Origin of the sequence: Brevibacillus humidisoli (genome assembly GCF_020923435.1) — a bacterium.
Taxonomy (GTDB): Bacteria; Bacillota; Bacilli; order Brevibacillales; family Brevibacillaceae; genus Brevibacillus_E; species Brevibacillus_E humidisoli.
Window position 1 is genome coordinate 4,882,501 of record NZ_CP087263.1, and the last position, 25,760, is coordinate 4,908,260.

Sequence of the window (25,760 nt, forward strand, 5' to 3'; positions counted from 1 at the left end):
GTTGAAAAGTGCGGGGATGAGGTGTGGCTAGCGGTGAAATTCCAATCGAACTCGGAGATAGCTGGTTCTCCCCGAAATAGCTTTAGGGCTAGCCTCGGATGGGACCCCGCCGAACACGAGCGTAAGCTTGGGTTCGGTGGGTCCAGTGAGAGTCTTGGAGGTAGAGCACTGATTGGGCTAGGGGCCCTCATCGGGTTACCGAACTCAGTCAAACTCCGAATGCCAATGACTTATGTCCGGGAGTCAGACGATGAGTGCTAAGATCCATCGTCAAGAGGGAAACAGCCCAGACCATCAGCTAAGGTCCCCAAGTGTACGTTAAGTGGGAAACGATGTGGAGTTGCCCAGACAACCAGGATGTTGGCTTAGAAGCAGCCACCATTTAAAGAGTGCGTAATAGCTCACTGGTCGAGTGACTCTGCGCGGAAAATGTAACGGGGCTAAACGTACCACCGAAGCTATGGCAGTCCGTACGGACTGGGTAGGGGAGCGTTCCAAGCAGCGGTGAAGCCGTACCGGAAGGAGCGGTGGAGCGCTTGGAAGTGAGAATGCCGGTGTAAGTAGCGAAAAGACAAGTGAGAATCTTGTCCACCGAAAGCCTAAGGGTTCCTGGGGAAGGCTCGTCCTCCCAGGGTTAGTCGGGACCTAAGCTGAGGCCGAAAGGCGTAGGCGATGGACAACAGGTTGATATTCCTGTACCACCTTTGTTCCGTTTGAGCGAGGGCGTGACGCAGGAGGATAGGGTGAGCGGCCTACTGGATGGCCGTCCAAGCAGCAAGTGTGGTATGCAGGCAAATCCGCATACCATCCAGCACAAGCTGTGATGGCGAGGGAAATACAAGTACCGAAGTCCCTGATTTCACACTGCCAAGAAAAGCGTCTAGTGAGGAACAAGGTGCCCGTACCGCAAACCGACACAGGTAGGCGAGGAGAGAATCCTAAGGTGCGCGGGATAACTCTTGCTAAGGAACTCGGCAAAATGGCCCCGTAACTTCGGGAGAAGGGGCGCCCCGGTAGGGTGAGGGTCCCCGCCTGACACGAGCGTAAGCTTGTGTCAGGTGGGCTGAGCCCGAGGGGGCCGCAGTGAAAAGGCCCAAGCGACTGTTTAGCAAAAACACAGGTCTCTGCGAAGCCGCAAGGCGAAGTATAGGGGCTGACGCCTGCCCGGTGCTGGAAGGTTAAGGGGATGAGTTAGCTTCTGGGCCCCGCCGAACGCGAGCGTAAGCTTGTGTTCGGTGGGTAGAAGCGAAGCTTTGAACCGAAGCCCCAGTAAACGGCGGCCGTAACTATAACGGTCCTAAGGTAGCGAAATTCCTTGTCGGGTAAGTTCCGACCCGCACGAAAGGCGTAACGACTTGGGCGCTGTCTCGGCAAGAGACCCGGTGAAATCATAATACCTGTGAAGATGCAGGTTACCCGCGACAAGACGGAAAGACCCCATGGAGCTTTACTGTAGCCTGGTATTGGAACTTTGTGCATCATGTACAGCATAGGTGGGAGCCTGAGAATCCGGTGCGCCAGCATCGGGGGAGGCGCCGTTGGGATACCACCCTTGATGTACGGAGTTTCTAACTCGGCACCCTGATCGGGTGCGAGGACCATGCCAGGTGGGCAGTTTGACTGGGGCGGTCGCCTCCCAAAAGGTAACGGAGGCGCCCAAAGGTTCCCTCAGAATGGTTGGAAATCATTCGTAGAGTGTAAAGGCACAAGGGAGCTTGACTGCGAGACCTACAAGTCGAGCAGGGACGAAAGTCGGGCTTAGTGATCCGGTGGTTCCGCATGGAAGGGCCATCGCTCAACGGATAAAAGCTACCCTGGGGATAACAGGCTTATCTCCCCCAAGAGTCCACATCGACGGGGAGGTTTGGCACCTCGATGTCGGCTCATCGCATCCTGGGGCTGTAGTAGGTCCCAAGGGTTGGGCTGTTCGCCCATTAAAGCGGTACGCGAGCTGGGTTCAGAACGTCGTGAGACAGTTCGGTCCCTATCTGTCGCGGGCGCAGGAAGTTTGAGGAGAGCTGTCCTTAGTACGAGAGGACCGGGATGGACGCACCGCTGGTGCACCAGTTGTCACGCCAGTGGCACAGCTGGGTAGCTATGTGCGGACGGGATAAGCGCTGAAAGCATCTAAGCGTGAAGCCCCCTCCAAGATGAGACTTCCCACAGCGCAAGCTGGTAAGACCCCTCAGAGACGATGAGGTTGATAGGTTCGATGTGGAAGCGCGGCAACGCGTGGAGCTGACGAATACTAATCGGTCGAGGACTTATCCACACTCTCTTTTCCTTCGTCTATACACCTGTTATCCGGTTTTGAAGGTGTGACTGGCACAGGCATCACCGCCTGCTCGTGGCACCTCATACTGTTCCTCAGTAGCTCAATGGTGGAGCAACCGGCTGTTAACCGGTAGGTTGGCGGTTCGAGTCCGTCCTGAGGAGCCATATCACGGAGAGTTACCCAAGAGGCCGAAGGGGACGGTTTGCTAAACCGTTAGTATGCGTAAGCGTAGCGAGGGTTCGAATCCCTCACTCTCCGCCAGTTTTATAACAGATTTGTATGGCGGTGTAGCTCAGCTGGCTAGAGCGTTCGGTTCATACCCGAAAGGTCGGGGGTTCGATCCCCTCCACCGCTACCAAAACGTATCCTGCGGTCGTGGTGGAATTGGCAGACACACCATCTTGAGGGGGTGGCGGGGCGACCCGTGCGAGTTCGAGTCTCGCCGACCGCACCATAAATCAGTATGGCCCGTTGGTGAAGCGGTTTAACACAGCAGCCTTTCACGCTGTCATGCAGGGGTTCGAATCCCCTACGGGTCACCATATCTTGATTTGTTTCCCCACAAAGGAACGAAACGCTGCTTCACGGTGATGAAGGAGAAGGGTACTTTGTGGGGTGTCATGTGGAGGCTTAGCTCAGCTGGGAGAGCATCTGCCTTACAAGCAGAGGGTCGGCGGTTCGATCCCGTCAGCCTCCACCATTGATTCTAACTCATATCGTCGCGGGGTGGAGCAGTTCGGTAGCTCGTCGGGCTCATAACCCGAAGGTCGCAGGTTCAAATCCTGCCCCCGCAACCAAAATATCACCTTAACTACGTCGAATATACTTCAGTGCTAAGGTGAGATAGTGATACCCGAAGGGTGCAACCAAATTTATCTGAACTAGGCAATACAATGGTAATCATGGAGCTGTGGTGAAGTTGGAGTTCACGCCGGTCTGTCACACCGGAGGTCGCGGGTTCGAGTCCCGTCAGCTCCGCCATTTTCATGACGAACGGGTTTTACACCCGATTGTTAATTGGTTCGGTAGCTCAGTCGGTAGAGCAGAGGACTGAAAATCCTCGTGTCGGCGGTTCGATTCCGTCCCGAACCACCATTTTTATCCATATAACAATTCATTGTAAAGATGCCGGTGTAGCTCAATTGGTAGAGCACCTGACTTGTAATCAGGGGGTTGTGGGTTCGATTCCTATCGCCGGCACCATGTCGTTGGGGTATAGCCAAGCGGTAAGGCAACGGACTTTGACTCCGTCATTCCTAGGTTCGAATCCTAGTACCCCAGCCATTTCTTTTTCTCTTGAAAATAAGAGCCATTAGCTCAGTTGGTAGAGCATCTGACTTTTAATCAGAGGGTCGAAGGTTCGAGTCCTTCATGGCTCACCATTTCTTACTTTGCGGGTGTGGCGGAATTGGCAGACGCACCAGATTTAGGTTCTGGCGGGCAACCGTGGGGGTTCAAGTCCCTTCACCCGCACCATATGGCTAAAAACCTTGAGAAATCAAGGCTTTTTTTATTTCTGTAAAAGAAGTGACAACCCTAAAAGAGTCGATTTTCGTTGCTTTCTTCTCGCTTATTCAGGATTCTCGACGCAACTGCACCGAGTACCTCCTCCTTGCCTTGATAAGAGAATGGTGAACATGATACCATAGATAAGAATGATTAGGAATAGCATTGAGAAAAAGGGACACACGCTTCTATTCGCTCCCCCTTTTGCAATTGTGCGGACATAGCTCAGCTGGTAGAGCGTCGCCTTGCCAAGGCGAAGGCCGCGGGTTCGAGCCCCGTTGTCCGCTCCATGATGAAAAACGTATACGTACTGGGATTCTCTCTTCGACTGGATCACTTCACAGCACTACAACCTGGAAACAATTGCGGCGGTTGGCTCGTCTATAAAGTGACAGGAAGCGAAATCTCAAGGGTACGACACAGAGAGAGTAGGCGATTCCCATCCTGCTCTTTTTTTTCATCAGTAAAAAAGGAATTGCACCAGAATTCTAGTAATTAGGAAAGAAAAGCAAACTGGTTGCATAGAACAGGAGTTGTGACGATGAGTATGATCAAGCTCGATCAGCCGCATCAAGCTATTACGGCACTGATGAACAATATTGAAACCGTTTTGATAGGGAAAAAAAGCGTCATTGAACTGACCGTTGTTGCTTTGCTGGCCAAAGGGCACGTGTTGTTGGAAGACGTCCCGGGCGTAGGGAAAACCATGCTGGTCCGCTCGTTGGCCCGATCCATTGGCGGTCAATTTAAACGGATTCAGTTCACCCCCGACCTTCTGCCCACTGACGTAACCGGTGTTTCCATCTTTAATCAAAAAACGATGGAGTTTGAATTCAGACAAGGACCGATTTTTGCCAACGTGATCCTCGCAGATGAAATCAACCGTACTTCCCCGAAAACACAATCTGCTTTACTGGAAGCGATGGAGGAACAGTCTGTCACGATTGACGGCTACACCCACCAACTGGAAAATCCCTTCTTTGTCATGGCGACGCAAAACCCGCTGGAATACGAGGGAACGTTTCCTCTTCCGGAAGCGCAGTTGGATCGATTCTTGCTGCAGCTTCACCTGGGGTACCCCACAGATCGGGAAGAGCTGGAGATTCTTACTCGATTTGTGGGAGATCACCCGATCGATCGGGTTCAGGCCGTCATATCGGCCGATGACGTGTCTGCGCTGCAGCGGCAGGTGACCGAGGTGAAGGTAAGTGAACCGGTCAAGGAGTATATCGTACGGCTTTGTCAGCGTTCACGTGAGCACCCTGACGTCTATTTGGGGGTAAGCCCGCGGGGGGCAATCGCGTTGTGCCGGGCCGTTCAAGCACTCGCTTTTGTACGAGGCAGGGATTATGTGATTCCGGACGATGTCAAAGAGCTGGTTCCGTTTACTTTTGCACACCGTATGATTTTAAAACCGGAAGCACGTCTGGATGGGGCGACGGTGGAGCGGGTTCTGACCAACCTGCTGCAGGAGACGCGCGTTCCGGTAAGCTGAAAGCGCGGTGGATAGCGTGAAACAACAAAAATACGCAAAACTCAAAATCCTCGCTCTGTTGGGGATCACCTACGTATTTGCCAAGTTCCAAGGCGGCTTTGCCAGTTGGTTTCTGTTTTACAGTTGCTTGACGTTGGTCTGCTATGTACTGGTGACGTATCTCCTGATGTTTACCACGTTGGAGGTATCTCGCACCGTCAATCGCGATCGTCTCCAGGATGGGGACGATTTGACGGTGACGCTGCGCGTCAAGCGAAAGATCTGGTTTCCACTAGGCTGGAATCTGGTCGTGGAACCCCTGCCCGACAAGCTTGCCGGTTATTACGAGCCGCATCGCCAACTATTATTCCCCTGGTTTAGGCGGGAAGTGATCCTCCACTATGTGATTCCGCGAGTTCCGCGTGGGTATTATCAACTGACCGATTGCGTCGTAACCGCCGGGGACTACTTCGGGTTTGTCCAGCGGCAAAAAACATTCACCATCCGAAACGAGTTTCTGGTCTATCCGGCTCATCGACAGATCACGCACTGGTCGACCGGAGACGGGAGGATCAGCGGCAACATGAACGTCTCCCATCGTTGGTCCGATGATGTCGCTGCAGTGCGTGGGGTCCGTGATTATCAGCGGGGAGATCGGCTTAGTCAGATCCACTGGAAAGCGTCGGCACATGGCATGGGGCTCAAGACAAAAGAGTTTGAGCATCAGGCGACCAACCAAATGATCTTTTTCTTTGACGCTTCCCAAGACAGCTATCGTGGACGAGATGCCGAGTTGTTCGAGTTGGCAGTCAAGCTGACCGCCAGTCTCGTTTATTATGCCAGTCGAATGCAGTATCCGTACGGTCTGATCGCTCACGAGCGAAAGCGGATTGCAATCCCCCCGGGCAATACGCAGACGCACTTTTTCCGCACATTTGACCAGTTGGCGCGGATTATGCCGGAGGGAGAGAATCCGTTTGCTCAAGCCGTCAGCAGGGAAGCGGTGGAGTTTCCAATAGGTCTGACCTTGGCCGTGATCACTCCGACTCTAAACAAAACATTGATCACCTCCTTGGTACAGTTGAGCCGCACGGGTAGGAACGTCCATCTGTTCTGGATGCACGATCATCAGATCCGGGAAGAGGAGAGGCGGGCCCTGCTGCTGCTCGCCGGAAGCAAGGTAACCTGTGAATCCGTTCATCCCAGCCAGTACGAACAGCTAAAGCGGATTGGAGGTGCGTAGAGTGAGGCAGCCAGGCTTGTTCAAACGGACGAAAGTATATGATTGGATAGCAGCTTTGTTCTTGTTTTTGCTGCTTCGAGAGTGGCTGCTCCCTTTGACAGGGTTGACCGATACGGCTGATCTAACCCCGTTTTATCTCGTGGTGGGAGGGGTGCTGCTGCTTGATCTGTTGATTGCCTCCCGACTCTTGACAGGCATGGTCAAGGCAGCGGGTGTCCTCTATCTCATCTACAGCACCTATTTTGTTACCCCGTTGTTTGATACGACGTGGCTGTATGAGCTCTACGTTCGGATGATGCATGACCTGCCGCTGGTGATACAGCAGAACTGGCTGGAGATGTCGCCGATAACGCGAAACCTGCTGTTTGATTTGCTGCTGGCCGCCATTGTCTCGCTGTTGTCCTATCTGATACTGGAGCTGCGCCAAGGTCTTTGGTTCGTCTTTTTGACAGAGGCATATCTAGCCACACTGGATACGTTTATGCCCTATCAAGCAGACGGGGCGGTGATTCGCGCATTGGTGGCAGGTTTTCTGCTGCTGTCGACGATCCATTTTGCTTCCGTTGCCGCGGCGGCTAATGCCACTACCAAAAGCAGAATGGGTTATTGGAGGACCCTGATTGCGCCGTTGATGATTATTTGCCTGACTGTCGGTGTGGCTTATGCAGGACCCAAGAAGGAGCCAAGTTGGCCTGATCCGGTCCCCTTTCTGACGGGTCAAAACGGTACCTTGCCTGGTGGGATGAGCAAGGTTGGATACGATAACAACGACGAAGAGTTGGGCGGGCCGTTTGTACAGGACGACCGCTTGGTGTTTCGCGCCGCGACGACTGGGAAGTACTACTGGCGCGGTGATTCCAAAGATGTCTACACAGGACGCGGCTGGGTGAAGCAGCAGCCTGGATACGAGGCGATCATGCAGCCGGAACAGCACGTCTGGGAAAGCATGCTGTTTAAAGGATTGGAAACGGAAAAAATCAGTGCGCACATCTCGTTTGAGAACTCTCAAAGGTATTCGACCATCTTTTATCCCGGTCAGTTGACGCAGCTGCCAGCACTGTCGCCGCAGCGGACGATCGTCGTCCAGGACACGCAGTATCAGAGTCTGGAGGCCCATGAAGCAGTCAGCGACAGAGAGCGATCGGAACGTTCCGGCGGTGTTATCACCACCCTGCCGGTCAATGTTTCTCGCTACCAGCTAACCGCGGAAGCTCCTATCCTTAGCGAAAAAGCGCTGGTCAATGCAGGAGAGGAATACCCGTCGTCCATTCGCCAGCGCTATCTCCAACTGCCGGATCAACTACCGCCGCGGGTGATGGAGCTGGCTGAAGAAATAACCAAGTCAGCCCCTACGCCGTACGAGAAAGTGAGAGCGGTGGAGCAATACCTGCGCTACGGTGGGAGATACCAATACGAAACAGAGGACGTACCGGTGGTTCAACCGGGCGATGATTTCGTCGACCAGTTTCTGTTTGAGAGCATGCGAGGGTATTGCGACCACTTCTCTACGGCGATGGCTGTGTTGCTTCGCGCTTCCGGGGTGCCCACCAGATGGGTAAAAGGGTTTGCGCCGGGAGAGGAAGTGGAGACCAACGGGAATACGAAGCTGATCGAGGTGCGGAATCAGGACGCGCATTCCTGGGTGGAAGTCTATTTCCCCAACTACGGTTGGATTCCGTTTGAAGCAACGGCTACATTTGTTTCGCCGCTTCGGGTCAATTACGACCTGGTGACGGAAAGCGGGCAGCAGACGGTGGCTCCACCGGTTGTCAATACGCCGGATCGCGGCCCGGACGAAAGCCGCTTGAGAGAGATGGATGAGCAGCCAACAGGCAGTTCCGGCGGCATCCGGATCACCTGGCAGATGGTGTTGGTGCCATTGGCTGTGTTGGCGGTCATCGTTGCAGCAGCTTGGCTGTATCGTCGCCGTCTGTTTGTCTGGTGGCTGCAGCGGAAGCTGGACACCTATGGAGAGAGTCGATTCCGTGAGAAGTACGGAACCTTGCTGCTGCTTTACGAGCGAGTGATGATGCCGCGGCAGGATGGAGAAACACTGCGTGAATACGTTAAACGGCTCCATCTGCCGGGAGACGTACGTCAGGACTTGTGGTTTCTGACCCAACTGTACGAACGAATGCTGTACGGCTTCAAAGAAGTGGAGGAGAAATGGCGCCAACAGGCAGTCAAGACGATCAAGCGACTGTCCCAGCAACTGAAGCCTTGATCAAATCATGCTTGTCTGCTAGAATGTGCATCATAATGCGATAGCACTGGGACTCTGCCTCTTGTTTTCATAGGGGAGGCGGACCCATTTTTTTTGCGATCAATGAGGAGGATACGCATGAATAAGCCAGTGGAGATGGTGGTTGTCCTCGACTTTGGAGGACAGTATAATCAGCTGATCGCCAGACGGGTCCGCGACTTGGGGGTATACAGCGAGCTTCTGCCATACAATACCCCGGTCGAAAAGATCAAGGAACTGCAGCCGAAAGGGATAATCTTTTCTGGAGGACCGGCCAGTGTGTATGAAGAGGGAGCACCGATCGTCGATCCGGCTATCTACGAGTTGGATGTTCCCATATTGGGCATCTGCTACGGCATGCAGCTGATGACCTATCTGCTCAAGGGAAAGGTAGAGCGGGCTGGTGTTCGGGAGTACGGCAAAGCCGGTGTTCGCATCGAGAAGCCTCATGCGCTCTACGAGAACTGGAGCGATAACGAAGTTGTCTGGATGAGCCACACCGATAAAGTAGTGGAGCTTCCAGAGGGTTTCCAGGTGGATGCAGTCAGCGAAGCCTGCCCGGTTGCCGCGATGAGTCATCCGGAACGGAAGCTGTACGGAGTGCAGTTCCATCCTGAGGTACGCCACACGGTCAAGGGGAACGAGTTTATCGCCAACTTCCTGTATGCGGTCTGCGGCTGCAAGGGAGATTGGAGCATGTCCAACTTCATCGAGGATGAAGTTGCCCGAATCCGCGATACAGTCGGTGACAGGCAGGTACTCTGTGCGCTTTCGGGCGGGGTCGATTCCTCTGTCGTGGCCGCGCTGATTCACCGTGCGATTGGTGACCAACTCACCTGTATGTTTGTGGATCACGGTCTCCTGCGCAAAGGAGAAGCGGAGAGCGTGATGGAGACATTTGTCGGCAAGTTTGAGATGAAGGTGATCAAGATCGATGCCCGTCGGCGCTTCCTGGACAAGCTGAAGGGCGTATCCGACCCGGAACAGAAGCGCAAAATCATCGGCAATCAGTTTATTTACGTATTTGATGAAGAAGCAAAGAAACTGGCGGAGATCGACTTCTTGGCCCAAGGGACGCTGTACACCGACATCATCGAGAGCGGTACAGAAACGGCACAGACGATCAAGTCCCATCACAATGTCGGGGGTTTGCCGGAAGACATGCGCTTCCAACTGATCGAGCCCCTAAAAGCACTGTTCAAAGACGAGGTGCGAAAACTGGGCACAGAGTTGGGACTGCCTGACAAGATCGTCTGGCGGCAGCCGTTCCCCGGCCCCGGATTGGCGATTCGGGTATTGGGAGAAGTGACCGAGGAGAAACTGACGATTGTACGTGAATCGGACGCCATCCTGCGCGAGGAAATCGCCAAGGCAGGGCTGGACAGGGAGATCTGGCAGTACTTCACCGCCCTGCCGGACATGAAAAGCGTTGGGGTGATGGGCGATGCCCGAACCTATTCGTATACGATCGGCATCCGTGCCGTTACCTCGATTGACGGGATGACTGCTGATTGGGCCCGCATCCCCTGGGATGTGCTAGAGAAGATCTCGACCCGCATTGTCAACGAAGTGGACAATGTGAACAGGGTGGTCTACGACATCACATCCAAGCCCCCGGCGACGATCGAGTGGGAGTAACATCCGGATATTCGGAGGATTTGCAGCCATAGCTTCAGCTCGTCTGCACAGATATACGTATGATAATAGAGATGTAGCGGAGAATGTTCGGGTTTTTCGTTGACAGAAATCAGGACAACTGATACACTTTTCGAGTGGACAGGAAGGTAGAACCATCTTGTCTGCATAGGTGCGTGACAGCAGTCTCTACTATGAGAAATAGTGGATAAGCTGCATGACCTATGGCTCAGAGGAATAAAAGGTTCGTATAATCCCAAGAATACGGCTTGGGAGTCCCTACCAGGTCACCGTAAATGATCTGACTACGAACGGAACGAGCGCGGAAAGTGTTTTGTCCTGATTTTTTTCATTTTTTCCCGGTTGTTCCCTTCGACAGTTAGAGGCATGAGGTGATTCCTGCTGCCTTTTTTCTTTTGGGCTCCAAACTGTTTGGAGGAGGACCATCCTGATGCGCAAATACTTTGAGTTTGACAAGCTGGGCACTAGCTACCGCAAGGAGACAATCGCCGGCATCACCACGTTTCTGGCGATGGCCTACATCCTCGTGGTCAATCCGTTCATCCTCAGCGGTGCCGATCTGCCGGCCGATCTGAAGGCTAACTATCCGCCAGCTGCTGCGGTGTTTACGGCTACAGCGCTGGCCGCCGCGATTGGATCGCTGATGATGGGCATTGTCGGGAAACTGCCAATTGCCCAAGCGCCCGGCATGGGCTTAAATGCCTTCTTTACGTTCACGGTTGTATTGACGATGGGGATCCCTTGGCAGCAGGCACTGGCTGCGGTTTTTGTCTCCTGCACGATTTTTCTGATCCTCTCCCTCACCGGTGTACGCGAAGCGATCATCAATGCGATTCCGGCGGGCTTGAAGTATGCTGTCTCAGCAGGGATCGGCTTGTTTATCGCCTTTGTCGGATTGAAAAACGCCGGACTGATTGTGCTGAATGAGTCGACATTTGTAGCACTTGGGCAGCTCAGTTTCCACGCTGACATGACACCGGATGAGATCCTGGCAGTGGAAAACAGACTACTGGCCGTGTTTGGTTTGGTTGTAACGGCCATCTTGATGTCCCGCAGGGTACCGGCTGCAATCTTTATCGGGATGGCTGTGACAGCGGTCGCCGGGATGCTGTTTGGTCTGGTTGCTGTTCCAGACAAGCTGTTTGCAGCACCACCCAGCTTGGCACCTACATTTGGGGCCGCTTTCCCTTATCTGACGGATATGTCCGTCCTGTTTTCCGGTTCCATGCTGATCGTCATCCTCACGTTTCTGTTTGTCGACTTCTTCGATGCGACCGGAACCTTGCTCGGCGTAGCCAATCAGGCGGGACTGCTCAAGGACGGCAAACTGCCTCGTCCCGGACGTGCCCTGGCCTCCGATGCCGTCGCCGGGATGAGCGGAGCGATTCTCGGTACATCTACCACGACAGCCTATATTGAGTCTGCTGCCGGGGTGGCGGCAGGGGGGCGGACCGGTTTCACTTCGGTTGTGACCGCGATCTTATTTCTGCTGGCGTTGTTCTTCTCGCCGCTGCTGTCCGTCGTGACCTCCGCTGTCACCACACCTGCGTTGGTGATCGTCGGTTCGCTGATGGCGGCCCACATCGCCAAAATCGCTTGGGGTGAGATCGAAGAAGCGCTGCCCGCTTTTCTGACGATCTTGTTGATGCCGCTCAGTTTCAGTATCGCTACAGGTATTGCCGCCGGATTTATCGTCTATCCGATCACCAAGGTGTTTAAAGGGAAGGCAAAAGAGGTTCATCCGGCGATGTACGTCTTGTTCTTGATCTTCCTGGCATATTTCATCTGGCTGCGAGAATAGACTTTCACAATCCATTGTAGAAAAAAGTGAGCTAACCTGCTGTTTTTAGGGGGTTAGCTTTCTTTTTGGGGAATATCTTATACTAGAGGGCAAACGTGACTTGGTCGGATGGAGGGGATCGCTTGAAACGTTGGATATGGGGAAGCATGATCATAGCGGCCATTCTGGTGGTCCTGTTTTTGGCCGGACAAGCATGGGATCCTGATCGCTCTGCTGACAAACCGGTTGCGGTGTCTCAAGTGGAGCAACAGGTAGAGACCGACACCAGTTTGCCTGTCTATACGGCTGACGTACAGGTAGATCCGCAAGCTCACCGCGTCAGCGGAGCGGTTATCGTACGCTTTGTACCTCCGGACCCGCAAGAAGTGTATTTTCACCTGTATCCTAACGTGTTTCGTGATGATGCTGCGTTGCAAACCGCTAACTGGGAGTATATCCTGGGTGAGGAGCGGCAGCCAGGAGGCATCACCGTTTCACAGGTGACCGTCAATGATGAAGCCGTCGCGCCTCGGGTGAACGGAACTATTTTACACGTACCGCTTCCCTCTACGGATCGAGGGAAACAGGTGACGGAGATTTCGCTTGCCTTCGAACTGCAGCTGCCGCGCAACAATGGACGGCTGTCTTACAATGATCACGCGCTCTGGCTGGGCAACTGGCTGCCGACCCTGGCCGTGAGAGAAGGGGAAGAGTGGCGGCTCGATCCGTATTTGCCGATGGGCGATCCGTTTTTCAGCGAGTTGGCCGATTATCATCTCCGCATCCGGGTTCCGGCTGCCTATCAGATAGCTTCTACGGGAGCGGAGAGTATCGCCGTGATCACAGAGACCAAGCCAGAGGGAGAGAAGTTGTACGAAGTGGATGGCACCAGTGTACGAGATTTTGCCTTTGTCGTGATGGACGAGACGTATCACGCACTGGTGGATAAGGCTGGTGATACCTTGGTGCGTACCTGGTGGCAGGAAGGCGATGATCCGAAGGCGATCAGGAGGCTGCACGATGTCGCTGTTCACTCCCTTCTCTATTTCAACGAAACGTTCGGGAATTACCCATATCCCGAATATGATGTAGTCAAGACGGGTGGTTTTTTCGGCGGGATGGAATACCCCGGCATCGTGTTTATTCAGGGAAGTTTTTTTGACGATGAGAGTGTGTTTGGTTCCGCTGTGGTTGCACACGAGACGGCTCATCAGTGGTTTTACGGTTTGGTGGGAAGTGACGCGATTCGGGAAGCGTGGGTCGATGAGAGTCTGACCGACTATGCCACGATGGACTTCCTGCAGCAGTACGACAACACGATGGCCGAGAGCTACATCCGGATGAGGACATCACGCGGCAGGCAGGCGGAGGTGTTGTATCCGGACCTTGCTGTTTGGCAGCCGCTTCACCAGTTCCCCGATTGGCAAAGCTACAGCGACCTGGTCTACTCCCGTGGGGCGACCATGCTGTGGGAACTGCGCGCAAAGTGGGGAGCCAAACAGCTCAACACCGTACTGCGGCAGTATGCAGCAGAGAATCGTGATCAGACGGGGACGGGGCAGGAGCTGCTGCAGGCCTTTAGCCAAGCGGCTGGTGCGGATGCCACACCTTACTTTGACTACTGGCTTCGTTTGCAAACAGAGAAAAAACGGGAAGCGGAAGCATGGGCAGCTGAGGGAGCAAAAAAGAGACGGCAAGAGAATGATGGGTAGGCAATAACTTAGTTTGCATGATAAAAGGCGAATGATTGTGTCTCGTATATTTCCTAACGTTCGGGATTAAACTTGACACTTGCTCGTACTGCCTGCTACACTTGAATGGCAGGAAAGTGAAAACGGGTCAACTGGTAAAATCAGAACATCCGACAATCGGAGAATATGCGTCACCGTGAGCCAGTAAGGCGCAGCGGTGGTTTTTATTGACGGAGGAAGGGGCTAAGACGGATGGATAAACCCTTGGTCGGTGTGATTATGGGCAGTACGTCTGACTGGGATACGATGCGGGAGGCCTGTGCCATCCTGGAAGAACTGCAGGTTCCGTATGAGAAACAAGTGGTATCTGCTCATCGGACGCCCGATCTGATGTTTGAGTATGCCGAGACGGCTCAGTCGAGAGGGCTGGAGGTGATCATTGCCGGCGCAGGTGGTGCGGCTCACCTGCCGGGGATGGTTGCGGCCAAGACCGTTCTGCCGGTGATTGGCGTTCCAGTCAAATCGTCAACCTTAAACGGTCTTGATTCACTGCTTTCAATTGTACAGATGCCCGGCGGCGTGCCAGTAGCAACTGTCGCCATCGGCAAGGCTGGAGCGATTAACGCAGGCCTGCTGGCGGCGCAGATCCTGGGCATCAAGCATCCAGCGATTCAGGAACGTTTTGCCGCGCGGCGGGAGATGATACGACAAAATCTGTTGGAGGTCAGCAAGTTACCGTGATGATACAGCAAGTAGAAAACAAGCAGCGCCAAAACATGATCAAACCGGGAGCCACGATCGGATTGCTGGGCGGCGGCCAACTAGGCCGAATGATCGCCTTGGCCGGCCGGGCGATGGGGTATCGGTTTGCGACGATGGACCCAACGGAGGACTCACCCAGTGGACAAGTGTCTGACCGACAGGTTGTGGCCGCTTTTGACGATGTAGAAGGGGCTCGTCAGTTGGCAGCCATGTCTGACGTGATCACGTATGAGTTTGAAAATGTCGATGCCGATGTGGCCCGCACGCTGGAGGCCAGTTCGTACGTGCCGCAGGGCAGCCGGTTGCTCCGTATTACTCAGAATCGGATTCGGGAAAAGACGACGATTGAATCGTTGGGCATCCCGGTCGCACCATTTCGCGTCGTCACCGATGCTGACGAATTGCGACAGGCAGTGCGTGAGCTAGGGCTGCCTGCTGTACTGAAGACGGCCACCGGCGGCTACGACGGCAAAGGACAGTGGGTGCTGCGTACAGAGGGGGAGTGCGGCGGAGCGTTTTCCACGCTGGCTGCCTGGGGAACGGAACTGATCGTGGAGGCGTTCATCCCGTTTGTCAAAGAACTCTCGGTCATTGCCGCGCGGAACCCGGCTGGGGAGATTGCGGTTTTTCCGACGGCAGAAAACGTACATGTGGAGAACATCCTGCACCTGTCGATTGTCCCCGCCCGCGCCGAGGCCGATGTCTTGGCTAAAGCGGAGGAAATCGCCCGGCAGATCGTCGAAAAGCTGGACGTGATCGGACTGATCGCGGTCGAGGTGTTTCTGACCGCTGACGGTGAGATCTATGTCAACGAATTGGCACCCCGGCCGCACAACTCTGGTCACTATACGATGGATGCGTGCGTCAGTTCGCAGTTTGAACAGCATGTACGGGCGATCTGCAATCTGCCGCTCGGATCCACCAGACTGCTCAGTCCAGTGGTGATGGTCAACATCCTGGGCGAACATCTGCTGCCGGTATTGGCCAAGCTGGACTCACTGCCTCCTGCGTGCAAGCTGCACCTCTACGGCAAACAGGAGAGCAAACCGAAACGGAAGATGGGTCATCTCAATGTCGTCGCCGATAGTACGGAACAAGCCCTGACGATCATTGAGAAATTGGGGATCTGGGGAAAGGTGGAGAAATAGCGTGATCGAACGATACTCGCGTCCAGAGATGAGAGCGATCTGGACAGAAGAAAACAAATTCAGTGCCTGGCTGGAAGTGGAGTTGTTGGCATGCGAAGCCTGGTCGGAGTTGGGCGTCATCCCGGCGGAAGACGTGCGCAAGCTGTGGGAGCATGCCCGTTTTGACGTGAATCGCATTTATGAGATTGAGCAAGAGACCCGCCATGACGTGGTTGCTTTTACCCGTGCCGTTTCCGAGACGGTGCCAGGCGAGGAGAAGAAATGGGTGCACTACGGCCTGACCTCGACGGACGTGGTCGACACTGCGCTTTCCTACCTGCTGCGGCAAGCCAACGAGATCATCGAAAAAGACTTGCAGGATTTCATAGAGGTACTCAAAAACAAGGCCATCGAGCACAAAGATACTGTCATGATGGGACGTACCCACGGCGTGCATGCCGAACCTACTACCTTTGGGCTGAAAGTGGCGCTCTGGTATGAAGAGATGAAGCGCAACCTGGAACGCTTCCAAGCGGCCAAACAGCGGGTGGCTGTCGGCAAAATCTCCGGAGCTGTCGGTACCTACGCCAACATCGACCCGTTTGTGGAGAAGTACGTATGTGAGAAGTTAGGGCTCGCCCCTGCGCCCATCTCTACACAGACTTTGCAGCGTGATCGACATGCCGAGTACATGGCCACGCTCGCGCTGATTGCAACCTCCCTGGACAAGTTTGCGACTGAGATCCGGGCGCTTCAGAAAAGCGAAATGCGCGAAGTGGAAGAGCCATTTGCCAAAGGACAAAAAGGCTCTTCAGCAATGCCGCACAAGCGCAACCCGATCGGCTGCGAGAATATCTCTGGTCTGGCTCGCGTCCTGCGCGGCCACATGCTCTCTGCCTATGAAAACGTGCCGCTCTGGCACGAACGGGACATCTCCCACTCCTCAGTGGAGCGAGTGATTCTCCCTGACGCGACACAGCTGATCAACTATATGCTTCGCCGCTTGATGAACATCATCAAGAATCTGACCGTCTTCCCGGACAACATGAAGCGCAACATGGACCGCACCTTTGGATTGATCTATTCACAGCAGGTGCTGCTCAAGCTGATCGACAAGGGACTAAGCCGGGAAAAGGCATACGATACCGTGCAGCCGCGAGCCATGCAGGCTTGGGAAGAACAGCGTTCGTTCCGTGAGATCATCGCCAGCGACGAGACCGTGAAATCGCTGCTCAGCGATGAGGAACTGGCTGATTGCTTCGATTATCGCTACCACCTCAAACATGTGGATACGATTTTTAAACGTTTGGGACTGATATAGCACGACAAACTGAAAAGATTCACGAAAGCCCCTCTGTTTACCGGAAAGAGGGGCTTCTGTCTGCAAACAAGCATGGGGAAGAGCACCATACTTCATTTAAATCGTATTTATTACGATTTATCTTGACAGGATGCATCCTGATGAAGTAGGGTATGATTGTCTGGTAAATCGTAATTGATACGATTTGTATAATGTGGAGCAGGAGTGATAAAGGGCAATGAGCAGCCAAGCTAGTGGGAAAATCCCGGTGACAGTGCTGAGCGGGTACCTCGGGGCGGGGAAAACGACTCTTCTAAACCATGTGTTGAACAATCGCCAAGGTCTCAAGGTGGCAGTGATCGTCAACGATTTGAGCGAAGTAAATATTGATGCTGATTTGATTCGAAATGGCGGAGGCGTGTCGCGGGTGGAAGAAAAGCTGGTAGAGATGTCAAACGGCTGCATTTGCTGCACACTGCGCGAGGATTTGCTGCGCGAAGTGGAGCTTCTGGCAGACGAAGGGCGCTATGACTACATACTGATTGAGTCAACCGGTATTGGTGAACCGATTCCGATCGCGCAGACCTTTACGTATGTGGACGAAGAGAGCGGGATTGACTTATCTGCGAAATGCCGATTGGATACGATGGTGACAGTGGTTGATGCTTATCGCTTTTGGCACGATTTTTCCTCCGGAGAGAGTCTGCTGGATCGGAATGAGGCAGTCGATGAAACCGACACACGTGAAGTGGTTGATCTGCTGATTGATCAGATTGAGTTTTGTGATCTGTTGATCCTAAACAAGTGCGACATGGTGGAGGAGGCGGAGCTGAACAGGTTGGAACAAGTGCTGCGGAAACTGCAGCCGACAGCCAAGATCGTGCGAACCTCCCACGGCAACATCGACCCCAAAGAGATTCTGGACACAGGATTATTTGACTTTGAAAAAGCAAGTCAATTAGCCGGCTGGATCCAGGAGCTGCAGAAACCAGAGCATACGCCGGAGACGGAAGAGTACGGAATCTCTTCGTTTGTCTATCGACGGCAGATTCCGTTTCATCCGGAACGCTTCCATAAGTGGCTGGAGGAGTGGCCGGAAGAAGTGGTACGGACAAAAGGCTTTCTCTGGCTGGCCACGCGCAACGATCTGGCGCTCACGATCAGTCAAGCCGGTCCGTCCATCCAGATCGGGGTCGCCGGTTACTGGGTTGCGGCTCTGTCGGACGAAGAGCAGCGGATCATGTCAGCCCAATATCCCGACTTGACGGAGAACTGGGACCCGCAGTTTGGCGATCGCGTCAATGAAATCGTCCTGATCGGTATAGAGTTGGATCGGGCGGAACTGATTCGTTCGCTTGACGCATGTTTGCTTAAGGAGGAAGAGATGCGGGCAGACTGGTCCACCTTCCCTGACCCGCTGCCGACGAGCAGCAGTGTCGTCGAAACTGAGATCCTTCAGTAAATCGTCTCAATCCCATTGATTAGGAAAAGGAGGAGCGCAGATGCGTGTAAAAGTAACGCTACAATGTACAGAAACAGGGGATCGCAACTACATCACGACCAAAAACAAACGGAACAACCCGGAACGTCTGGAACTGAGGAAGTACTCGCCTCGTCTAAAGCGATATACGCTGCACCGCAAGACCAAATAAAACGAGACGAAATACGATCAGATCCGAACATCATGGCTCCTCCCTCTTGTCTAGGGAGGGCTTTTTGTTCTGTCATCAAGTATTCACATCTTCTCCAGCGGAAAAGATGCAACAAAAAGGGGAAGTGCTTCGTATCAGGTGTATAGAGAGCTGATTCTGACCATGAACAGGGTCAGTTGGCAGAGGTGGGAGGTTTTGGAGATGGATCAGGTAAAGCAGGGAACGCAGGAGGGAGAGGGTGGACAGTCGCTGCCTGCCCCTTTTCAGTGGAAGCAGTTTATCGGATTGGTCAGAATGGCGGAGCCGCCCAAGATGATGATCATACTGGCCTTGTTGCTCAGTGTGATTGATACGATTGGCGGCTTGATTGTTCCGTACCTGACCAAAGACGTCGTCGATCTGATGACGGCACAAGCGATCAACTATCACATTGTCGCTTGGTTGGTGGTTGCTTTTCTAGTGCAGGCGGCCGCTTCAGGAGGCTCGATCTATATTCTGTCTTACATCGGCCACTCCACTGTCGCCGGGCTGCGCAAGCGACTGTGGAAAAAAGTGATGGCGCTGCCTGTTTCCTATTTTGATCAGCATCGGACGGGAGAGACGATCAGCCGTCTGACCAGCGATACCGATGTGATCAAGGATCTCGTCTCCACCCATCTGATCTCGTTTGTTTCCAACCTGGTCTCGATTATCGGTTCCGTGGTGATTCTCTCCTATCTGGACTGGCGGATGACACTGATGCTGCTTTTGGCTGTGCCGATCATGTTTTTGCTGATGTACCCGATGGGCCGGAAGATCCACAAAATCAGCAAAGAGCTGCAGGATGAAACGGCCCGCATGTCCGGCTTGCTGACGGGCGTTGTTTCGGAGATCCGGCTGGTCAAATCATTTCATGCGGAGGAGACGGAACAGCAGCAGGGCAACAGCAGCATCGACAACCTGTTTCGCTACAGTTTGCGGGAGGCCAAGGTACATGCCTGGCTGATGCCGCTGATGACCTTGACGATGATGGGCATGCTGGTGCTGATTGTCGGGTATGGCGGTGTCCGGGTGGCATCGGGGGCGCTAAGCGCTGGTGAATTGGTGGCGTTCCTGCTGTACCTGTTTATGATCGTCATCCCGTTTAGCTCGCTGGCTCAGTTTTATGCGGCCCTGCAAAAAGGGATGGGGGCGACGGAACGCATCAGCGGGATTCTTGCCCATGATGAGGAAGAGCGGGCAGAAGAACGGAAAAGGCCCATCAGTCAGATCAACCAGCCGATTCACCTGGAAGATGTCCGCTTCGCTTATCCCTCGGGGGAGCAGGTGCTGCACGGGATTACGCTGACAATTCATCCTGGCAAAGCGACGGCACTGGTCGGTCCCTCCGGAGCGGGCAAGACGACACTCTTTGCCTTGTTGGAGCGGTTTTACCAGCCATCTAGGGGGAGGATCTTACTGGGAGATACGCCGATTGATCTCTTCCGACTGACAGAATGGCGAAAACAGATCGGCTATGTCGCGCAGGACAGCCCGATGATGGCGGGAACGATACGCGAAAACATGTGTTACGGGATGGATCGTCCTGTCAGTCAGGAAGAGCTGGATGCAGCGGCCAAGCAGGCTTACGCCGATGAGTTTATTGCCAACCTGCCGCAAAGGTACGATACCGAGATCGGTGAACGGGGCATCAAGTTATCCGGAGGACAGCGGCAGCGCATCGCCATCGCCCGTGCGATCCTGCATGATCCGCAGATTCTGCTGTTGGACGAAGCCACCTCCAATCTGGACAGCCAGTCAGAAGTCTGGGTGCAAAAGGCGATCCAGGAACTGATGAAAGAGCGTACCACCATCGTCATCGCGCACCGCTTGGCGACAGTGGTCAAGGCGGATCAGATTGTGGTGCTGGAAGCGGGCCGCGTCACCGGCATCGGCACCCACGAGGAATTGCTGGCCAGTCATCCCCTCTATCGGGAGTTGTCCCGGCATCAGTTTCTGTCAATGGAATCGGCCGCCTTGTAAGCGGGGGGCGGTGGTAGCTCCGCTGTAAGTACGTGAACGTCACCACAAAGTCAGCACAAAGCAAAGTCAGCCCAAAGTAAGCGGAAGCAAACTCTCTCCCAAAACAGTTTCAGCCTCTGCATCGGAAAGCAAATGTAGTATGATAACACGTACGAGAGACAAGGAAACGTGGTGAGTGTAGATGATACAACTGAGCATATTGGATCAGTCCCCGGTCGCCGAAGGAAAGACGCCGGCGGAAGCACTGGCGCAGACGACGCGGCTGGCACAAGAGGCGGAGCGGCTCGGCTATCGTCGCTTCTGGGTGTCGGAGCACCACTACACCCTCAGTCTGGCCGGCTCCAGCCCGGAAGTCCTCATCGCTCATCTCGCGGCGAAAACAGCGACGCTGCGGATCGGTTCGGGAGGCGTGATGCTGCCGCACTACAGCCCGTACAAGGTGGCGGAGAACTTTCGCGTGCTGGAAGCCCTTCACCCCGGCCGGATCGATCTCGGATTGGGACGGGCGCCGGGAGGGATGCCGTTGGCGACACGTGTGCTACAGGAAGGCAGGGAGCGAGGGGGTGACCGGTATCCCCAGCAGGTGGACGACCTGATCGGCTACCTGCACGATACGCTGGACGAGCGTCACCGTTTTGCCGGCTTGCGCGCCACACCTGTCGTCGAGACAGCGCCAGAGGTGTGGTTGCTCGGCTCCAGCGGCGAGAGCGCCAAACTGGCGGCGGAGCGGGGGGCCGGCTTTGCCTTCGCCCAGTTTATCAACGGGATGGAAGAGGTTGGGGTGGAAGCGATGCAAACCTACCATCGCCACTTTCGACCGTCCGAGCTGGGGGCCGAACCCCGCACGCTGGTGGCCATCTTTGCCATCTGTGCGGAGACGGAGGAAGCGGCGAAACGCGTCGCTTCCAGCCTTGAGTTGTCGTTGTTGCTCATCGAACAGGGAGCAGCAGCCAAGGGCGTTCCGTCCGTAGAAACGGCTCAGACCTATCCGTATACCGCCTTTGATCAATACAGGCTCGCCGCCAACCGAAAGCGGATGATCGTCGGGAGCACAGAGCAGGTGAAGCAAAAAATCGAAGCGCTGTGCGCGGCGTACAACACCACGGAGTGTATGGTCGTCACCATCACCCACGATTTTGCGGCTCGGCTGCACTCCTATCAATTGCTGGCGGAGGCGTTTGGACTGATGAGGGAACAGCGGCAGGAGGCCCGTCCCAAGCCGTCCGCTTCTGGCGCACAAGACAGTTGAGAAGGGACAGCCAACCTGGGCAGCGCCCCAAAAAAACGCCGCGCCCGCGAGTTTCGACGGCATGGGTTATCGTTCAAGTAGCGGCTGGCTGTCCGTTTCGGTTAGAATGAAGATGGCTGAGGCAAACATTTCGAGGAGGGGATTTTGAAAATGGCTTAATACCTGATCACCGTAGATTCGCAACTTTTGTAACTCGTAAAATTGTGCGAGTCGCAAAGGTACTTGAATCCGATTTGAACCAAGTGATTGTAAGACTAAGCTAAGGAACAGGTAAGGCCAGAGATCAACGAACAGACGAATAGCGTCAAGGATACTGAAGCGGTAGATGAACCTGGAGCGCAGGCTGCGAGATCTTTTTGCTTTCTGGATTATCCGCCATTTTTCGACAGAACTCCTGTTTTTCGAAACATTTTTGTGGTTTGATAACCGTTCGGTAAGCCTTATTTAGTCTTACAAACGCTGAACGGACCTAGGGGGACGGAAGGGGCATTTTAACCTAGAGTGAACTTACACAATTTACAAGATTTATTTGAGAAGGGATTGCATTTTTTCATAGATGAGAGGACGGGGGTTGGTCACCTCCGTCCCACTCGATTTTCTCTTTAAATATTGACAACTATATCAAGTTAATAATTGTATCTGACTTCAATAGATTGGTTCGCATATGCTTCAACATCAAGTCCAGCGAAAAATCCCACACGATGTGTAATATCCATACCAGCATATGTTCCAGTAGATGCCCAAGAAGTAACTACTTCATAATCATCATTATCTGACTCCAAATCATTGTCCGTAATTAGCCATTTTGAATAATCATCAGATTTATTAATTGTTAAATCAAATTCAGCCCCTGATTCAACATTGTATGTGTATGATACTTCAAATGGATAACCCAAACTAATAGATATCGTGTCACTTTCTGTATCGTCAGGTTCAGCATCATCAAGTTCATCAGAAGAAAAAGATAGCTCATGCCGAATTGCGAATTCTTCTGCGTCCCACATCCATTCATATGTTTCTATTACGCTTGTATCCTTTACATAAAAGTAATCGTAATCGTCATCAGATTCATCAGTAACTTGATATAATTTATACTGTGAATTAATTGACCCTGCTTTTTTTGTTACATAGTATGCACTAGCAGTAATATCATATTCGCTATCAACTAGCTTTGTAGATGCTGATTCTACATTTTGGATAGAAAAGTCAGACTGTTCCCCTTTTTCGCCCTTCTTAAGAGTCTTATACTCATGCTCTAAAATTTCCTTAAGATAAATTTCATCGTTAAGGTCAATCATACCCTTGTCATCGTAGTTGTTTATGTCACAAATAAATACGTTATATGGAGAATTTTTGTCTAAGGTGTAACCAATAATTTCGTGCTTATTAGTATTATCCGAATTTGCTTTCTTTTCGGCCTGCCCGCTATCATGGAAGGATACTATTTTTTCCTCTGGGGTATCACTCTCTATCTGAGAATAGATGTTTTCTAGCCCTAATAATTCACAATATTCTTCAATGGTAAGACCACCATATAAGAATACTTTTTTCCCGTCATGAAGAGCATCTCGTAGAGATTGTTGAAGTTTCTTGTCTTTTTTCACGTCTTTATAGTGATAGGCGATTGAATCATACTCAGAAAAATTATCTCCATCCCCATGACTAATTGATGTAACTTTAATTTTATTATCTGTTAGTGCCTTTTTAATCCCTTTTATAGCTGGATTATCAGATTTAAGACTTGTTTCTAAGTCATCCAGTTTCTTCTCGGAAGCAAAGAGTATTTCTCTAGACTTTGATTTTGCCAGCGTACTTTGAGCATGTAAGGAAGTAGGGAAAGATGATAAGGCAACTGCTGATGTGAGTAAACCTGCTAATACCAACCGACTAAAGATAGGAAATTTGTGATTCATTTGACTTATACCTCCTTTTTTTATATAATATAATCTTAGAGCCAGGATTAGTAAACCCTAAAAATGTATTTGGAGGAAATTTTTATGAATCGTAATTTCGATTACTTAATTACCGTTATATGTAATATAATTATTGCGATAAGTTTGGTTTATGGCGTAGTAAAAATAGATGAAATTGTTGATATTTTACGTGTGATTGCTGAAATGGTGGGTAATAAAGGGTAATGTAAGTAGATGTACAATACACGTAATTAGGACAGATGTTCAGTTACGCAGTGGTTCATTTTGTAGCATCATCTTAAAGGATTGCTAGTGTTCCTAGGGAGTATCCTATTTTGTGGCGAAGATCATCACAGGTGGTCATAATCATGTGTGTTTTCCGGAGGGGAACCAGTTGGTTCGCATCTCCCGTAAGAGGGCTGATTCAGTCCAGGTTCGTCGAGCCTTGGTTTTACCTATCAGAAAATATAGGTGCAGGAAATCTCCTAACTGTATCATCTGTCGAAAGAACATATATACTGACCCCATAAGACCCCAGACAACATGTAAGTTATAATCAAGGAAGGGTCGAAAGGGGTCTTTGTTATGTCGAGAAGAAAATGGACAGCCGAAGAAAAAATGAATATCGTCCTGGAGGGAATGGCTCCTGGCGCAAACATCTCCGAGGTATGCCGCAACCACGGCATTGCCCAAACCCTTTATTATCGTTGGCGTGAAGCATTCCTCCAAGCGGGGCTTTCTGGCCTTTCCGCGGGTCCTTCTACCCGTGAGCAACAGTTGGAGAAAGAGCTTGAGGAGGCAAAGAAACTGCTGGGCGATCAAGCCATGCAGATCGAGATCCTCCGAAAAAAGACGAACTGGGGTCGGAAGTAGGAAGTCGTCAGTTGGTTCAGGCTCTCCATCGTGAAGGGCATCCGATCCCGCGCATTGCTTCTGCCCTTCAACTGAATCGAACGTATTGCTACGCTCTGCTCAAGCCCTTGCGGACACAAAAGCGCCAACGTCCTGATGAAGCCGAAATCAAAGCCGAGATACGCCAGTTGTGCACAGAGCACCCGACCAACGGCTATCGTCGCATCCGGGTGTGGATGAAGAAAAAATACCAGCGTGTCATCAATCATAAGCGTGTCTACCGGATCATGAAAGAACGGAATCTGTTGGTCGCCACCAAGGCATACGCCGCACGGCGTAAAAAAGAGAAAGGTAAGATCCCCGTCGAACGGTCCAACCAACATTTTCAAACAGATATGACCAAGGTGTGGTGCGGGAAAGACGGATGGGGATACCTCTTTGCGGTGATTGATGCCTATGATCGAGAGATTGTTGGCTACAGCTTTTCTCGCTTCTGCCGGACGGATGAGCTGCTGCAAGCAGTGAACATGGCCATTGATTATCGGTTTCCAACGGGGGTCAGGGGGCAAGGGTTACGTATTCGCAGTGATAACGGTTGCCAGATGACCAGCAAACGCTATGTACAAGCTCTCAAGGATGCAGGGATCACACAGGAACGAACGGGCTACAACAATCCCGATGCAGACGCTTACATCGAGAGATGGTTTCGTACGCTCAAAGAAGAAACGGTTTGGATGCAAGAATACCAGTCTTTTTCCGAGGCGAAACAAGACATTGAGGAATACATCCGATTCTATAATGAGGAGCGTCCACACTCTGCTTTGCGGTACCAATCACCGACCGAGTTTCGGAAGTCGCAGATGGCTCATGCTGCATAACGATGCTTTTTCCGACCTATCCGAGACAGAGGGTGATCTGCGATATGGGTCAAGTGCCTTCCTTGACGCATATCGCAGATCATCCTACGATTCAGGTGGTCGGAAAACGTTCTAACGTAAAACAGCAAAAATTTGTCTGGACTTTTGGGGGGCATTACG

At 52.6% G+C, this 25,760-nt stretch carries 17 protein-coding genes, 14 tRNA genes, 1 rRNA gene and 1 riboswitch (1 of these 33 running past the window's edge); of the genes, 31 read left to right on the forward strand and 1 reads right to left on the reverse strand.

Annotation, left to right across the window (positions count from 1 at the left end; translation table 11 throughout):
• The 28 genes from LOK74_RS23850 to LOK74_RS23985 all read left to right on the forward strand — a co-directional run.
• Positions 1 to 2,272 (forward strand): 23S ribosomal RNA (locus tag LOK74_RS23850); it begins 789 nt to the left of the window's first position.
• A 92-nt stretch (positions 2,273 to 2,364) separates the two neighbouring features.
• Positions 2,365 to 2,439: transfer RNA gene (locus tag LOK74_RS23855), tRNA-Asn, on the forward strand.
• Between the two features lie 6 nt (positions 2,440 to 2,445).
• A tRNA-Ser gene (locus LOK74_RS23860) sits at positions 2,446 to 2,536 on the forward strand.
• Positions 2,537 to 2,556: 20 nt separating this feature from the next.
• A tRNA-Met gene (locus tag LOK74_RS23865) sits at positions 2,557 to 2,633 on the forward strand.
• 11 nt (positions 2,634 to 2,644) lie between these two features.
• Positions 2,645 to 2,729: transfer RNA gene (locus LOK74_RS23870), tRNA-Leu, on the forward strand.
• 11 nt (positions 2,730 to 2,740) lie between these two features.
• Positions 2,741 to 2,817: transfer RNA gene (locus LOK74_RS23875), tRNA-Glu, on the forward strand.
• Positions 2,818 to 2,899: 82 nt separating this feature from the next.
• Positions 2,900 to 2,975, forward strand: a tRNA-Val gene (locus tag LOK74_RS23880).
• A gap of 20 nt (positions 2,976 to 2,995) precedes the next feature.
• A tRNA-Met gene (locus tag LOK74_RS23885) sits at positions 2,996 to 3,072 on the forward strand.
• Between the two features lie 107 nt (positions 3,073 to 3,179).
• Positions 3,180 to 3,256, forward strand: a tRNA-Asp gene (locus LOK74_RS23890).
• 38 nt (positions 3,257 to 3,294) lie between these two features.
• Positions 3,295 to 3,370, forward strand: a tRNA-Phe gene (locus LOK74_RS23895).
• Between the two features lie 32 nt (positions 3,371 to 3,402).
• Positions 3,403 to 3,478, forward strand: a tRNA-Thr gene (locus tag LOK74_RS23900).
• A 6-nt stretch (positions 3,479 to 3,484) separates the two neighbouring features.
• A tRNA-Gln gene (locus LOK74_RS23905) sits at positions 3,485 to 3,559 on the forward strand.
• Positions 3,560 to 3,581: 22 nt separating this feature from the next.
• Positions 3,582 to 3,657: transfer RNA gene (locus tag LOK74_RS23910), tRNA-Lys, on the forward strand.
• 11 nt (positions 3,658 to 3,668) lie between these two features.
• Positions 3,669 to 3,751 (forward strand) — tRNA-Leu (locus LOK74_RS23915).
• A 244-nt stretch (positions 3,752 to 3,995) separates the two neighbouring features.
• A tRNA-Gly gene (locus LOK74_RS23920) sits at positions 3,996 to 4,071 on the forward strand.
• A 251-nt stretch (positions 4,072 to 4,322) separates the two neighbouring features.
• A complete protein-coding gene (locus tag LOK74_RS23925) occupies positions 4,323 to 5,276 on the forward strand; it encodes an AAA family ATPase (protein ID WP_230044476.1) in 954 nt (317 codons plus the stop codon).
• Positions 5,277 to 5,292: 16 nt separating this feature from the next.
• Entirely contained in the window at positions 5,293 to 6,498 is a 1,206-nt protein-coding gene (locus tag LOK74_RS23930; RefSeq protein WP_230044477.1) for a DUF58 domain-containing protein, read from the forward strand.
• 1 nt (position 6,499) lies between these two features.
• Positions 6,500 to 8,722 carry a transglutaminase TgpA family protein gene (locus LOK74_RS23935; protein ID WP_230044478.1) on the forward strand — a complete coding sequence of 741 codons (2,223 nt, stop codon included), beginning with the start codon at positions 6,500 to 6,502 and terminating at the stop codon, positions 8,720 to 8,722.
• Between the two features lie 117 nt (positions 8,723 to 8,839).
• On the forward strand, positions 8,840 to 10,378 hold the full coding sequence (gene guaA, locus LOK74_RS23940) for a glutamine-hydrolyzing GMP synthase (protein WP_230044479.1): 1,539 nt from the start codon (positions 8,840 to 8,842) through the stop codon (positions 10,376 to 10,378).
• Between the two features lie 223 nt (positions 10,379 to 10,601).
• Positions 10,602 to 10,703: riboswitch (purine riboswitch) on the forward strand.
• Between the two features lie 123 nt (positions 10,704 to 10,826).
• Positions 10,827 to 12,197 carry an NCS2 family permease gene (locus tag LOK74_RS23945; RefSeq protein ID WP_230044480.1) on the forward strand — a complete coding sequence of 457 codons (1,371 nt, stop codon included), beginning with the start codon at positions 10,827 to 10,829 and terminating at the stop codon, positions 12,195 to 12,197.
• Between the two features lie 122 nt (positions 12,198 to 12,319).
• Positions 12,320 to 13,888, forward strand: a complete 1,569-nt coding sequence (locus LOK74_RS23950; RefSeq protein ID WP_230044481.1) for a M1 family metallopeptidase — start codon at positions 12,320 to 12,322, stop codon at positions 13,886 to 13,888.
• Between the two features lie 231 nt (positions 13,889 to 14,119).
• Positions 14,120 to 14,608: a 5-(carboxyamino)imidazole ribonucleotide mutase gene (gene purE, locus LOK74_RS23955; RefSeq protein ID WP_230044482.1), complete on the forward strand. Its 489-nt coding sequence runs from the start codon at positions 14,120 to 14,122 to the stop codon at positions 14,606 to 14,608.
• Positions 14,608 to 15,777 carry a 5-(carboxyamino)imidazole ribonucleotide synthase gene (purK, locus tag LOK74_RS23960; protein ID WP_230044483.1) on the forward strand — a complete coding sequence of 390 codons (1,170 nt, stop codon included), beginning with the start codon at positions 14,608 to 14,610 and terminating at the stop codon, positions 15,775 to 15,777. Before purE ends, purK begins: the two co-directional genes overlap by 1 nt.
• A gap of 1 nt (position 15,778) precedes the next feature.
• Positions 15,779 to 17,077 (forward strand): adenylosuccinate lyase, encoded by a 1,299-nt coding sequence (gene purB / locus LOK74_RS23965; protein WP_230044484.1) that lies wholly within the window; start codon positions 15,779 to 15,781, stop codon positions 17,075 to 17,077.
• 217 nt (positions 17,078 to 17,294) lie between these two features.
• Positions 17,295 to 18,518, forward strand: coding sequence for a GTP-binding protein (locus tag LOK74_RS23970; RefSeq protein WP_230044485.1), 1,224 nt, complete (start codon positions 17,295 to 17,297; stop codon positions 18,516 to 18,518).
• A 40-nt stretch (positions 18,519 to 18,558) separates the two neighbouring features.
• A complete protein-coding gene (gene rpmG / locus LOK74_RS23975) occupies positions 18,559 to 18,708 on the forward strand; it encodes a 50S ribosomal protein L33 (protein WP_230044486.1) in 150 nt (49 codons plus the stop codon).
• 294 nt (positions 18,709 to 19,002) lie between these two features.
• On the forward strand, positions 19,003 to 20,709 hold the full coding sequence (locus tag LOK74_RS23980; RefSeq protein ID WP_230047116.1) for an ABC transporter ATP-binding protein: 1,707 nt from the start codon (positions 19,003 to 19,005) through the stop codon (positions 20,707 to 20,709).
• A 181-nt stretch (positions 20,710 to 20,890) separates the two neighbouring features.
• Positions 20,891 to 21,958 carry an LLM class flavin-dependent oxidoreductase gene (locus LOK74_RS23985; protein WP_230044487.1) on the forward strand — a complete coding sequence of 356 codons (1,068 nt, stop codon included), beginning with the start codon at positions 20,891 to 20,893 and terminating at the stop codon, positions 21,956 to 21,958.
• A 626-nt stretch (positions 21,959 to 22,584) separates the two neighbouring features.
• Here LOK74_RS23985 and LOK74_RS23990 read toward each other — a convergent pair.
• A complete protein-coding gene (locus LOK74_RS23990; protein ID WP_230044488.1) occupies positions 22,585 to 23,871 on the reverse strand; it encodes a hypothetical protein in 1,287 nt (428 codons plus the stop codon).
• Between the two features lie 84 nt (positions 23,872 to 23,955).
• On the opposite strand from LOK74_RS23990, the gene LOK74_RS23995 reads away from it, so the two are divergent.
• The 3 genes from LOK74_RS23995 to LOK74_RS24005 all read left to right on the forward strand — a co-directional run bounded on the left by LOK74_RS23995 (position 23,956) and on the right by LOK74_RS24005 (position 25,601).
• Positions 23,956 to 24,096 (forward strand): hypothetical protein, encoded by a 141-nt coding sequence (locus LOK74_RS23995; RefSeq protein ID WP_230044489.1) that lies wholly within the window; start codon positions 23,956 to 23,958, stop codon positions 24,094 to 24,096.
• A 360-nt stretch (positions 24,097 to 24,456) separates the two neighbouring features.
• Positions 24,457 to 24,744, forward strand: a complete 288-nt coding sequence (locus tag LOK74_RS24000) for a transposase (RefSeq protein WP_230044490.1) — start codon at positions 24,457 to 24,459, stop codon at positions 24,742 to 24,744.
• 11 nt (positions 24,745 to 24,755) lie between these two features.
• A complete protein-coding gene (locus tag LOK74_RS24005) occupies positions 24,756 to 25,601 on the forward strand; it encodes an IS3 family transposase (protein WP_230044491.1) in 846 nt (281 codons plus the stop codon).
• Positions 25,602 to 25,760 lie beyond the last annotated feature (159 nt).